Here is a 12,595-nt window from a genome sequence, read left to right as displayed (position 1 = left end):
AACATGCAAAACCGTGCGAAAGCTTCAACGGAGCTTTCAATGTTACGGTTGAGCCACATGAGCCAGGACATTCGCGAGTTCATCAGCCCCTTCACCGAGCTCTTGGCCTTCGGCGAGCCGACGCACCGGGAGCACGCCCACACCTGGATCCGCAACGAGCTGTTCGAGCAGCTGGCCGCGCTGGGCTACCGGTCGATCGCACTGGAGAGCTGTCGCATTCGAGGCTTGCTCGTCGACGACTACGTCAAGGGCGGGCCGGGCGACCTCGACGCGGTCGTGAAGGAGGGGTTCTCCCACTCGTTCGGCGAGCACTGGCCGGCCAACCGCGAGCTGGTCGCGTGGATGCGCGAGCACAACGCGGACAAGCCGGCCGAAGAACAGCTCACGTTCTACGGCTTCGACTTCCAGACCGAGACCACCAGCGCGCCCAGCCCGCGCCCGTACCTGGAGCACGCCCGCGACCACCTGGGCGTCGAGGCCGACCTCGGCACCGACGACGAGAAGTGGAGCCGGGACGAGGCCGTGCTCGACCCCGGCCAGTCACCCGGCCGGTCCGAGGAAGCCGTCCGGCTGCGCGAGATCGGCACGGACCTGCTCAAGCGGCTGTACCGCAGGACGGTCCGGGACGACGCCTGGAACCGCGCGGAAGCCCACCTCACCGCCGGGCTGAGCCTGTTGCGGTACCACCGGGAGTGCGCCGAGCCGAACCCGTTGGGCGTGCGGCTGAACCGCCTGTGCCAGCTGCGCGACGGCGTGATGGCGCGCAACCTGCTGGACATCCGCCGGATCGAGGCCGGCCGGGGACCGACGTTCGTGCACGCCCACAACGCCCACCTGCAGCGCACCAACAGTTCGATGGAGATGGCGGGCGAACGGATCGAGTGGTTCTCCGCGGGCGCGCTCGTGGCGCCGATCCTGGGCGACCAGTACACGGTCATCGCGGGCACGCTCGGCCGCAACGACAGCTTCGGGCTCGGTGAACCGGACGAAGACACCCTCGAAGGTCAGCTCCAGAAGCGATTCGTCACCTGGGGTCTGACCGATGACGTGCCGCAGGGCAGGACTCGTCAGGACACCGCGCTGGAAATGGGCTACTTCCCGCTCGACCAGCACCTGCTGGCCGGCGTGGACGCCCTGCTGCACGTCAGGGTTGGTCGTCCAGTGACGCGGTGATCCACGACGCGACGGGCAGGTCGCGCGTCTCGCACTCGATCGCCAGCTTGAGGGTCCACCGCAGGGCTTGCAGGACCACGGTCGCGAGCTCCTGCGGTGCCCCGTTGGCCAGGGCGATCTCGATCTGCTCGGACGCGGCCTCCTGGTCGCCGTGCACCTCGGCCAGCAGCGCGCGGATCGCGGTGCGCACGGGCGGGTCCGCGTCGTCGATCTGGACCTCGTTGCCCTCCTCGTCGAACACCTGCATCTTCACCGGTGTCGCGCCGCCGGAGCCCAGTTCGCCGACCATGCTGCTGCACTCGGCGAACAGCAGCAGCACCAGCTCGCGGATCTCCTCGTTGCCCTCTGGCGATCCGCTGAGGTAGCCGGTCACGAGGTCCACTGCCACAGCGTCCTCACCGGCCCTGGCCGCGGCCAGCGCCTCACCGGCCACGGCGGTCAGCCGTGACCAGCGATCTGGATCCTGTGGTGGTCTCACAGGTACTGCCTACCGCGCGGTGTCACGCGTCCGCAATGCCCCATCTTGATCAGAGTGGTACCGGGGTATGTCACTCCGCAGGTCAATGTGCGAATCAGCGGATCGACCTAGCATCGGGTGGTGTTTCGCACGCTGTACCGAACGTTCGTCGGCCCGGACCGGACGCGGGTGCTCGCCACCGCGCTCGGCCGGTTCCGCTTCCCCGTCCAAGCCGCACTGATCGTCTACGGGTTCGTCTTCGCCGTCGTCGGCAGCGTTCAGTACGCGCAGCACGAACGGCCGGTCGGCTGGTGGACGGTCGTGTTCGCGTCGATCTTCCTGCCGTACCTGCTGCTGATCTGGTCACCGATCTACGCCTGGCGGTTGTCCGCGGCCGCGTTCTGGCCGGTCGCGGGACTCGTGGACTGGGCGGGCGTTCCGGCGTTCCAGTACTGGGCCGCGCTGCCGTTGGTGGTGCTGGTCGCGGCCTTCTACTCGGGCTGGACCGTCCTCCTGGTCGCCGGGGTCAGCATGCTGGTGGTCGCGACCTCCGACAGCGTGAACGCGGGGATGGCGTTCGCCGTGCCGCTGGTCATGGCCGTCGTCTACTTCTTCGGTGCGCGCGGACGTGCGGAGAAACGCCTTGAAGAAGAGCAGAACGCCAAGGCCGCGCTGGAAGAACGTGCTCGCATCGCTCGCGAGATGCACGACGTCGTGGCGCACCACATGTCGATGATCGTGGTCAGGTGCGAAACCGCGCCTTACCGGTTGAAAGGCCTCAACGAGGAAGCCGAGCACGAGTTCGCCGAGCTCGGTCAGGCCGCGCGCGAAGCCATCACCGACATGCAACGCCTGCTGGGCGTGCTGCGGACCAACGGCCAGGAGCCGGAACGGGAACCGCAGCCCGGCATCAGCCGCATCCCCGAGCTGGCGAGGCCCGGCGACGAGGCCGAGGTCGACGTGGACGACGTGCCGCAGGCGGTCGGCCTCACCGCGTACCGGATCGTCCAGGAGGCGCTCACGAACGCCACCAGGCACGCGCCCGGCTCGAAGGCTTCCGTCCACGTGCACAAGAACGAGGGGCACCTGGACGTCCTGGTGCGCAACACCGCCGGTGGACCGTCCATGGGCGGTGGCAGCGGCCAGGGTCTCGTGGGCATGCGTGAACGCGTTGCGGTGCACGGTGGCACGCTGACCGTGAAGTCGACCGAGGACGGCGGGTTCATGGTGCGGGCGAGGATTCCGTTGGGGGACAAGTGATCAGGGTGGTCGTGGTGGACGACCAGGAGATGGTGCGCGAGGGGTTCTCGGCGCTGCTCGACGCGCAGGACGACATCGAGGTGGTGGGGGCGGCGGGCAACGGCGTGGAGGGCGTCTCGCTCGCTCGTGGCGTCAAACCGGACGTCGTGCTGATGGACGTCCGCATGCCCGAGATGGACGGTCTCACCGCGACCAGGCTGCTGCTCGACGGTTCGGTGGAGACCAAGGTCCTCGTGCTGACGACGTTCGACCTCGACGACTACGTCTACGAGGCGTTGCGGGCCGGCGCGAGCGGGTTCCTGCTCAAGCACGCGCCCGCCCGCGAGCTGCTCAACGCCGTCCGCGTGGTGGCCGCCGGCGACGCGTTGCTGGCGCCGTCGATCACGAAGCGACTGATCGAGGACTTCGTGAAGGCGCGCCGCACCGAACGCGTCCGGCCCGCCCGGCTCGACGTGCTGACCGAGCGCGAGACCGAGATCCTCGTGCTGATCGCGCAGGGCCTGTCGAACACTGAGATCGCCGCGCACCTGGTGCTGGCCGAGCAGACGGTCAAGACGCACGTGAGCCGGGTGCTGACCAAACTGGGGTTGCGCGACCGCGCCCAGGCCGTGATCGCGGCTTACGAGAGCGGGCTCGTAGTACCGGGGTAGCAGCGGTGAAACAGCACGTCAGAGGGACGATTGCGAGGGTCTCGCCTTCCTAGTTTCGGTCCATGCGCCGAGCACTGCTGTTCCTCCTGCTGATCGCCGTTCCCGCGGTCGCGCCGTCGATCGCGCACTGGCGTGGTGACGTCGCCCGCCGGGTCGCGATCGTGGGCGACCTCGCCACCGCACGTGACGTCGTGGTCGTCGTGCCGGGTTCCGACGTGGACGTCGACCGGTTCGAACGGACCGTCGGAAGGATGGCCACCAACCTCTACGAGCAGGCACACCGCGACGACCTCGCGGTGATCGCGTGGCTCGGGTACCGGACGCCGCAGGGACTCGGGGTGGACGCGGCGACCGGCGGCCTTGCGCGTCAAGGAGCTGCTGCGCTCATGGACTTCGTGCGCGCACTGCACACCAACGCGCGCATCCACGTGTTCGGGCACAGCTACGGCTCGGTGGTGGTGGCGTTGGCAGCGCACGACTTGGACGTGGACGACATCGTGTTCACCGGAAGTCCTGGTGTGCGGGCGAAATCGGTGGCGGAGCTGGGGACGCGGGCGAAGGTGTGGGCGATCCGGTCGAGCGGTGACTGGATGCGGTTCGTGCCCAACGTGCGGCTGTTCGACCTCGGGCACGGCACGGACCCGGTTTCGGACGGCTTCGGGGCCGCGGTGTTGCGGTTCGAGGGTGGGAAGCACGACACGTACTACGAGCCAGGCACGGAGACGCTTGCGGCGCTCGTGCGGATTGCTTCGGGGGAGAGGCCGTGAAGAGGAGCCCGTTCATCGATGCCGTGCGGGCGATCGCCGTCGTCACCGTCGTGCTGGGACATTGGCTCGTGACCGCGCTGGTGGACACACCCACCGGCATGTACATCGACAGTCCGCTCAAACATCTACCCGGATTGGCACCGGCGAGCTGGGTGTTGCAGACGCTCGGACTGTTCTTCTTCGCCGGCGGGTTCGCGGCGGCCCACTCGCGGACGCCGTTCCTGGTCAGGTTCCGGCAGCTCGCGGTGCCGACGCTGCTGATGCTCGGCGTGTGGACGGCCGTCCTCTTAGGACTGTCGATGCGCGGCGTCGACCAGGGCACCGCGTACAACATCGCTTTCCTGGTCACGACACCGCTGTGGTTCCTCGGCGTCCACCTGATCCTCCTGGCGATGAAACCGTTGGTGCGCAAGCTGGACGAGTACTCGTGGGGTGTGCTCGTCCCGGTCCTGCTGGTGCTCGTCGTGCCGTACGCGGTGTGGTGGGCGGCGTGGCAGCTCGGCCACTCGCTGGCCCGCAGGAGGATTCCCGGGCCGCCGTTGCTCGTCCTGGGCGTGCTCGGGTACGCATTGCTGACGCGGTTCGGCGGTTATCCGGTGTCCGCGGTCGGCATTCCCGGCGCGGCCGTGTCGAACCTGAACCCGCCGAACTACGCCACGCTCGCGCTGGCGTTCGCCCAGATCGGCCTGGTGCTCACGATCGCGCCCGTGCTCACCCGGTTCGGCACCGCGAAACCCGTGCGGTGGCTGAACACGCAGGCGCTGGGCATCTTCCTCGCGCACCAGAGCGCGTTGATCACAGTGGTGCTGACCCTGCCGGTGCTGCGGCAGCCACCAGATCATCCGGGCTGGGTGTGGCAGCGAGTGCTGTGGCTGCCGGTGTGCGCGGCCGTGACCTGGGGATGGCTGCGAGCACTGCGAAGCCGATCGCCACGGCGTGCAGCACCAGCACCGGAGGCGTCGGTTCCAGCGCCAGCATCGGCGGAACGCACGCCAGCGCCGTGAGCAGCCACGGCAGGCGCGTGTCGCAGCTGCCGGTGCGGGCGGTGTGGATCAGGTACCAGCCGAGCAGCAGGTGGATGAGGTTCTGCAGCGGGTCGACCGGCAGCCACACCAGCGTCCCGTCGCCGAGGAACCCGCTCACCACGAACCCGAGCACGCCGAGCGTCCCGAACACCACGCCCATCGCGGTCGCGAGCCGGGTCCGGTGCGACTCGTGCGACAGGCGCGGGAAGCCGACCAGGCGCGCCTCGAACCGGTGGAAGACCAGGGCCAGCGGCAGCAGCAGGAACACCAGCCAGATCGGCGCCTGCGACACCCCGAGCAACCCGACGACGGCCCCGACCCCGGCCAAGTAGGCGAGGTAGACGGTCATCGGGGCCCGGCGCGCGAAGTTCACGACGTGCCACGAGCGGCCCTCCAGCCACGCCGTGACGCGCCCGCGCGCCAGCAGCGCGAGACACACCTGCGCGATCCCGAGCACCATCATCGACCGCGGGTAGTCGCTGAAGAACACCAGTGCGGGCAACGTGATCGCGCCCAGCGCGGCCAGCACCCTGCGCGGGATCTGCTGCAGCGTGCCGTCGGCGTAGAAGAACCCGAGCTGCTGCATCAGCAACGCGCCGACGATCAGGTTGACGTACCCGCCGGTCTTCCAGTCCGTCGACGTGCGCGCGACCTCGACGCACAGCGTCACCAGCATCAGCACGAACGGCGCGGTGCGGCGGAACCGCCGGTGCAGCCACGCGGCGGCCGGCGTCGCGGCCACGGCGAGCAGGTAGACCCCGAGGAACCACAACGGATGCGTGATCAGCCGGCTGTACGCGTCGACCCGCACGTCCAGCAGGTTCAGCGCCGCGAACAGCACCACCCACAGCAGCACGAACGCAAGCACCGGCCGCAGCAGCCACGACGTCCTGCTGGAGACCCAGCAGCCGAAGCCGCCCTCGTGGGCCTGCCACGAACGCAGGTTCGCGTGCCCGCCCGCGAAGAAGAACAACGGCACCGCCTGCAACGCCCACAACCAAGGCGTGCCGACGCCTCTGAGGCTCGCGAGCGTCGCGACGGTCTCGCCGAGCACGAGCAACACCATGCTCAGCAGCCGCAGGAACGTGGCATAACGGTCCTGCTCGACGGGAGCGGGGGTGGTGCGCTGGTCCTCACGGCGGCGGGGGTGCGCGACAGGTTCGCGCGAGTTCGCGTCGGTCGTCCGGTCTCCTCTTCGGGTCAACCGGCGAAGGCGATTCGGGCCGAAGCGGAGGCCGGATGACCGACTTCCCGGCGAACTCGCCGCCGTCTGCGGAGCAGCGGCCATCAAGCACAGCGAGTTCGCGTCGGTCGTCCGGTCTCCTCTTCGGGTCAACCGCCGAAGGCGATTCGGGCCGAAGCGGAGGCCGGATGACCGACTTCCCGGCGAACTCGCCGCCGTCTGCGGAGCAGCGGCCATCAAGCACAGCAGCACCACGATCGCGCTGCCGAACGCCCACGCCACCACGGGTTCGTGACCCGGCGTCCCCCACCGCTGGCGCCACGAGTTGAACTTCAGCCCCAGCGCGTAGGTCTCCGCCACCACGTGACAGCTCTGCTCGGAACCGCGCGGGTTCAGCCGGCACTGCGCGTGCAGGTCGCTCGTGAGCCGGTCGTCCAGCGCCCGGCGCGCGTCCGGCCCGAGCGGGTGCCCCTTGTCCTCCGCGTAACGCAGGAGGTCGTAGCCCATGTCGTGCGCGCGGCACGCGACGCTGAAGTCCCACTCGGTGTCGCCCGCGGGTCCGGAGCAGCCGCCGGAGAGGTCGATCGCCCTCAGCGTGCCGTCCGGCGCGGTCGCGGTCAGCGGATCGCGGCCCATGTGCCGGGCGAAGTCCGACGGCAGGTTGATGCGCGGGTCGTGGGTGGCCGACGGGTTGACGAACGCGTTGACGGCGTTGGCCGCCGCGATCGCGTCAGGGCTCGGCGGTGTCCCGCTGTCGCCGCTGGCCGGGCGCGAGGCGATGACCCCGCACACGAACACGGCGAGCGTGATCACCGTGAACCTGAACCAGGCCGGAAGCCGGAGGAGGAGTGTGCGCGCGCCCATCGTCGCGCCAGGTTACGGAAGGGTCTCGGCTGATCGCCAATTCACGAGGTCACGGCGATCGGTGTGAGCGACGCGAGTGCCATGCGCGACAACAGCGCGGCCATCTGGTCGCGGTCGAGATGTGCGCTGTGCGGCGTCGAGTTGATCAACCCGAACACCGCGTGCGCCGCCGCCCGCGCGGTCGGTTCGTCGAAGTCCGGGACCGTGCGCCGGATCGTCTCCACCCACACCTCGACGTAACGCCGCTGCAACGCGCGCACCCGCCGGCGGTCCGGGTCGGTGAGGTTCGCGAGGTTGCGCGCCTGCACGGTGATGAGCGCCGGGTCGTCCAGCGCGAAGTCGACGTGCCAGCCGATCAGCGCCTGCAGGGCCTCGTCCGCGCTCGACGCCGCGTCCACGCGGGCCTGGCCGCCGTCCAGCAACCGTTCGGAGATCGACGTCAGCATCTCGCCGAGCATCGCGTCCTTGCTGCGGAAGTGCCGGTACAGCGCGGGTCCGGAGATGCCGACGGCCGCGCCGATGTCGTCGATGCCCACGCCGTGGAAGCCGTGCCGGGCGAAGAGCTCGGCCGCGGCGGTGAGGATCTGGTCCCTGCGTGAGGGTTTCTCGGCCACATCGGGAGGTTAGCAGCCGTTTACCTAGTGGACCGATAGGTGGAATTTTCGCTGGTACAAGCCCTGATTGTTGACTCTTGACGAATACTTCACACGGGTCTTACCCGTGAGTAACCATTGCCGTGCAATGCATCACATCCCTGCGGCCCCTTCGGGAGGTCTCGATGCGTCCTGCTCACCTCATCGCCTCAGTGGTCACCGCCGCTGCGGCCGTCATCGCGCTCGCCAACCCCGCGAGCGCAGCCGGAGTCAACTACGTCGCACTGGGCGACTCGTACGCGTCCGGCCTGGGTACGGGCTCGTACGACAGCACCAGCGGCAGCTGCAAGCGCGGACCGCTCGCCTATCCGGCGCTCTGGGCGGCCTCGCACTCGGTGGCGTCGTTCAAGTCCGTCGCGTGCTCCGGTGCGCGCACCTCCGACGTCCTGAGCGGTCAGGTCTCGTCGCTGGCGGCCTCGACCACGCTGGTCACCCTGCAGGTCGGCGGCAACGACGCGGGCTTCACCGACGTGATCACGACCTGCACCTTCGGTTCGGACCAGGACTGCGTCAACCGGGTGAACCAGGCCAAGTCCTTCGTCGCGAACACGCTCCCGGGGCTGCTCGACAACGTCTACGGCACGGTTCGTTCGAAGGCGCCGTCCGCCAAGGTCGTCGTCCTCGGCTACCCGCGGATCTACAAGGTGCCGGGCTCCTGCAGCGTCGGGATGAGCGACACCAAGCGGGCTGCGATCAACTCGGGGTCCGACGCGCTGCACGCGACGATCAGCGCGCGGGCCGGAGCGGCCGGGTTCGGCTACGTCGACGTGCGCGGGGTGTTCACCGGGCACGAGATCTGCTCGTCGAGCTGGTGGCTCAACAGCCTCAGCTGGCCCGTCGAGGAGTCGTACCACCCGAACCGCGCCGGTCACCAGAGCGGCTACCTGCCCGCTCTGCAGGCGGTCGTCGGCTAGCCTGATTCCGGAACTTGGGAGTGCCTGAAAAGGTCTTTGACCTGCGTTCCGGCCACTCCCGAGTGGTTGTGGTGGACAGCTAGGTTAGCGGGCGTTAACATCTGGTTGTTAACGCCCGCTAACGTCATGGGGAGCTCATGGACGCGCCCGTCCTGCGCAGCGCCGCCGAGCCATCGGACCGTTACGTCAAGGAGCACACCGCGCTCGTCGACGAGCTGCGCGGCAAGCTCGCCACCGCCGCGCTGGGCGGTCCCGAGAAGGCACGTCAGCGGCACGTCGACCGCGGCAAGCTGCTGCCGCGCGAGCGGGTGGACACGCTGGTCGACCCCGGCTCGCCGTTCCTGGAGCTGTCGCCGCTGGCCGCGAACGGCATGTACGGCGACGAGGCACCGGCCGCGGGCATCATCACCGGCGTCGGGCGGGTTTCCGGCCGTGAGTGCGTGATCGTCGCGAACGACGCCACGGTCAAGGGCGGCACCTACTACCCGATCACGGTCAAGAAGCACCTGCGCGCGCAGGAAGTCGCGCTGCAGAACAACCTGCCCTGCGTCTACCTGGTCGACTCCGGCGGCGCGTTCCTGCCCAAGCAGGACGACGTGTTCCCCGACCGCGAGCACTTCGGCCGGATCTTCTACAACCAGGCCACGATGTCGGCGCGCGGGATCCCGCAGATCGCGGCCGTGCTGGGCTCCTGCACCGCGGGCGGCGCGTACGTGCCCGCGATGAGCGACGAGGCGATCATCGTCCGGAACCAGGGCACGATCTTCCTCGGCGGTCCGCCGCTGGTGAAGGCCGCGACCGGCGAGGTCGTCAGCGCCGAGGACCTCGGTGGCGGTGACCTGCACTCCCGCACGTCCGGCGTCACCGACCACCTCGCCGAGAACGACGCGCACGCGCTGCGGATGGTCCGTTCGATCATCTCGACGCTGGGGCCGCGGGTGCCGCGGCCGTGGGACGTCGCCCCGGCCGAGGCGCCGGTGGTCGACCCCGACGATCTCTACGGCGTGGTGCCGACGGACTCCCGGACGCCCTACGACGTGCGCGAGGTGATCGCGCGGATCGTGGACGGCTCGAAGTTCCAGGAGTTCAAGAAGGAGTACGGCACGACCCTGGTGACGGGGTTCGCGCGCATCCACGGCCACCCGGTGGGGATCGTCGCCAACAACGGCATCCTGTTCGGCGAGTCCGCGGTGAAGGGCGCGCACTTCATCCAGCTGTGCGACAAGCGGTCCGTGCCGCTGGTGTTCCTGCAGAACATCACCGGGTTCATGGTCGGCCGCGAGTACGAGGCGGGCGGCATCGCCAAGCACGGCGCCAAGATGGTCACCGCGGTGGCCTGCGCACGGGTCCCGAAGTTCACCGTGATCATCGGCGGCTCGTTCGGCGCCGGCAACTACTCGATGTGCGGGCGGGCGTACTCGCCTCGGTTCCTGTGGATGTGGCCGAACGCGCGGATCTCCGTGATGGGCGGTGAGCAGGCGGCTTCCGTGCTGGCGACCGTGCGGCGCGACCAGCTCGGTGACTCGTGGTCGGCCGAGGACGAGGAGGCGTTCAAGGCGCCGATCCGCCAGCAGTACGAGGACCAGGGCAACCCGTACTACTCGACCGCGCGGCTGTGGGACGACGGGGTGATCGACCCGCGCGACACCCGCACGGTGCTGGGGCTCGCGTTGTCGGCCGCCGCCAACGCGCCCATCGACGATGTTTCCTACGGCGTCTTCCGGATGTGATCATGTTCGACAGCGTTCTGGTGGCGAACCGCGGGGAGATCGCGGTCAGGGTGATCCGCGCGCTGCGGTCGCTCGGGATCCGATCGGTCGCCGTGTACTCCGACGCGGACGCCGACGCGTTGCACGTCCGGCTGGCCGACGAGGCGGTGCGGATCGGGCCGGCGGCGGCTCGTGACTCGTACCTGTCCATCGAGAAGATCGTTCAAGCCGCCGTTTCGACGGGCGCGCAGGCGATTCACCCCGGCTATGGATTCCTCGCGGAGAACACGGCGTTCGCGGCGGCCTGCGCCGAGGCCGGGATCGTCTTCGTCGGACCGCCCGCGTCGGCGATCGACGCGATGGGCGACAAGATCCGCGCCAAGCTGACCGTGTCGGCGGCGGGCGTGCCCGTGGTGCCTGGCCGGACCCGCGAGAACATGTCCGACGACGAGATCGTCGACGCGGCCCTGGAGATCGGTTTTCCGGTGCTGCTCAAGCCTTCCGCCGGCGGCGGTGGCAAGGGCATGCGGCTGGTGCACTCCCAGGACACCCTCCGTGAGGCCATCGAGTCGGCACGACGTGAGGCGCGCGGGTCGTTCGGTGACGACACGCTGCTGATCGAGCGGTTCGTCACGAACCCGCGCCACATCGAGATCCAGGTGCTCGCGGACGCGCACGGCAACGTGATCCACCTCGGTGAACGCGAGTGCAGCCTCCAGCGGCGGCACCAGAAGATCATCGAGGAGGCGCCGTCGCCCTTCCTGACGCCCCAGATGCGCGAGGCGATGGGGGCCGCGGCCGTCGACGCGGCGAAGTCCTGCGGGTACGTCGGCGCGGGCACGGTCGAGTTCATCGTGGACGGTACGTCCGGCGACTACTTCTTCATGGAGATGAACACCCGGCTGCAGGTCGAGCACCCGGTGACCGAAGAGGTCACGGGCGTCGACCTGGTCGAGTGGCAGCTCCGCGTGGCCTCCGGTGAAGTGCTGGATCTCGAGGTCGAGCTGACCGGGCACTCGGTCGAAGCCCGTGTCTACGCCGAGGACCCCGCGCGGGGCTTCCTGCCGACCGGCGGCCGGGTGCTGGCGTTGCGCGAGCCCACGTCGGTGCGCGTGGATTCCGGGCTGTACGAAGGACTTGTCGTCGGCTCGGACTACGACCCGATGCTCGCCAAGGTGATCGCGCACGGCCGTACGCGTGAGGAAGCGTTGCGGCGCCTCGATCACGCGCTCGGACAGATGGTGCTGCTCGGCGTCACCACGAACATCCCGTTCCTGCGGGCGCTTCTGCGTGACGAGGACGTCCGTTCCGGCTCGCTGGACACCGGTCTGGTCGAGCGGAAGCTGGAGTCGTTGACCTCGGCCGGGATCCCGGACGAGGTGTACGTGGCGGCCGGGCTGGAGCGCTCGTTGGAGCCACGCGGCGACGACCCGTGGGACCAGCTGTCCGGCTGGCGGATCGGCGAGCACGCGTGGACGACGTGGCGGATCAACGACGTCGACGTGCGCGTGCGCGGTGACGAAGTCGTTGTGGGCGCTGGAGAACCGGTCCGGGCGCGGGCGCGCCGGGAGGGCGCGGACCTGCTCGTCGGGTCACGCCGGTACGCGATCGCGCGCGACGGTGACGTGCTGTGGCTCGGGCACGACGGCGCCTCCTGGGCGTTGACCGAGGCCGAGTTCCTGGTCGGCGCCTCCGCCGGCGGCGCCGCTGCCTCCGGTGGTCCGGTGAAGTCGCCGATGCCCGGCACCGTGCTGGTGGTGCGGGCGTCCCAGGGCGACGAGGTGACCGCCGGTCAAGCGTTGTTCGTGGTCGAGGCCATGAAGATGGAGCACACCGTGACCGCACCGGTCGACGGCGTGCTCGCCGAAGTGCACGTGCAAGCAGGCCAGCAGGTCGGACTCGACCAGGTGCTGGCCCTCGTCGTCTCTCACGAGGAGTGA

At 69.3% G+C, this 12,595-nt stretch carries 10 protein-coding genes and 1 pseudogene; 8 read left to right on the top strand and 3 right to left on the bottom strand.

Annotation, left to right across the window (positions count from 1 at the left end; genetic code table 11):
• The first annotated feature begins 57 nt into the window (after positions 1-57).
• Complete coding sequence (locus ACWEIJ_RS00595; RefSeq protein ID WP_449835091.1) at positions 58-1,173, top strand: erythromycin esterase family protein; 1,116 nt, start codon at positions 58-60, stop codon at positions 1,171-1,173.
• On the opposite strand, the gene ACWEIJ_RS00590 is transcribed toward ACWEIJ_RS00595, so the two are convergent.
• A complete protein-coding gene (locus ACWEIJ_RS00590; protein ID WP_449835090.1) occupies positions 1,145-1,651 on the bottom strand; it encodes a hypothetical protein in 507 nt (168 codons plus the stop codon). The two genes, ACWEIJ_RS00595 and ACWEIJ_RS00590, sit on opposite strands and share 29 nt — an antisense overlap.
• 120 nt (positions 1,652-1,771) lie before the next feature.
• On the opposite strand from ACWEIJ_RS00590, the gene ACWEIJ_RS00585 reads away from it, so the two are divergent.
• From ACWEIJ_RS00585 to ACWEIJ_RS00570, 4 genes and pseudogenes are all read left to right on the top strand, one after another.
• Positions 1,772-2,890 carry a sensor histidine kinase gene (locus ACWEIJ_RS00585; protein ID WP_449835089.1) on the top strand — a complete coding sequence of 373 codons (1,119 nt, stop codon included), beginning with the start codon at positions 1,772-1,774 and terminating at the stop codon, positions 2,888-2,890.
• Complete coding sequence (locus tag ACWEIJ_RS00580; RefSeq protein ID WP_449835088.1) at positions 2,887-3,540, top strand: response regulator; 654 nt, start codon at positions 2,887-2,889, stop codon at positions 3,538-3,540. Before ACWEIJ_RS00585 ends, ACWEIJ_RS00580 begins: the two co-directional genes overlap by 4 nt.
• 62 nt (positions 3,541-3,602) lie before the next feature.
• Positions 3,603-4,307: an alpha/beta hydrolase gene (locus ACWEIJ_RS00575; RefSeq protein ID WP_449835087.1), complete on the top strand. Its 705-nt coding sequence runs from the start codon at positions 3,603-3,605 to the stop codon at positions 4,305-4,307.
• Positions 4,304-5,140 (top strand): annotated as a pseudogene (locus ACWEIJ_RS00570) (acyltransferase family protein); the annotation flags it as partial. The gene ACWEIJ_RS00575 and the pseudogene ACWEIJ_RS00570, both read left to right, overlap by 4 nt.
• On the opposite strand, the gene ACWEIJ_RS00565 reads toward ACWEIJ_RS00570, so the two are convergent.
• A complete protein-coding gene (locus ACWEIJ_RS00565; RefSeq protein ID WP_449835086.1) occupies positions 5,103-7,328 on the bottom strand; it encodes a phospholipase A2 in 2,226 nt (741 codons plus the stop codon). The pseudogene ACWEIJ_RS00570 and the gene ACWEIJ_RS00565 sit on opposite strands and share 38 nt — an antisense overlap.
• A 92-nt stretch (positions 7,329-7,420) precedes the next feature.
• On the bottom strand, positions 7,421-7,993 hold the full coding sequence (locus tag ACWEIJ_RS00560; protein ID WP_449835085.1) for an SACE_7040 family transcriptional regulator: 573 nt from the start codon (positions 7,991-7,993) through the stop codon (positions 7,421-7,423).
• A gap of 164 nt (positions 7,994-8,157) precedes the next feature.
• Between ACWEIJ_RS00560 and ACWEIJ_RS00555 the strand changes: the two genes are divergently transcribed.
• From ACWEIJ_RS00555 to ACWEIJ_RS00545, 3 genes are all read left to right on the top strand, one after another.
• Positions 8,158-8,946 (top strand): SGNH/GDSL hydrolase family protein, encoded by a 789-nt coding sequence (locus ACWEIJ_RS00555; protein WP_449835084.1) that lies wholly within the window; start codon positions 8,158-8,160, stop codon positions 8,944-8,946.
• A gap of 137 nt (positions 8,947-9,083) precedes the next feature.
• Complete coding sequence (locus ACWEIJ_RS00550; RefSeq protein WP_449835083.1) at positions 9,084-10,676, top strand: carboxyl transferase domain-containing protein; 1,593 nt, start codon at positions 9,084-9,086, stop codon at positions 10,674-10,676.
• A 2-nt stretch (positions 10,677-10,678) separates the two neighbouring features.
• Positions 10,679-12,595 (top strand): acetyl/propionyl/methylcrotonyl-CoA carboxylase subunit alpha, encoded by a 1,917-nt coding sequence (locus ACWEIJ_RS00545; protein ID WP_449835082.1) that lies wholly within the window; start codon positions 10,679-10,681, stop codon positions 12,593-12,595.

It is taken from the genome of Lentzea sp. NPDC004789 (assembly GCF_053601075.1).
The sequence above is the reverse complement of the archived record's forward strand: the minus strand, read 5'-3'. Positions and strand labels throughout refer to the sequence as shown.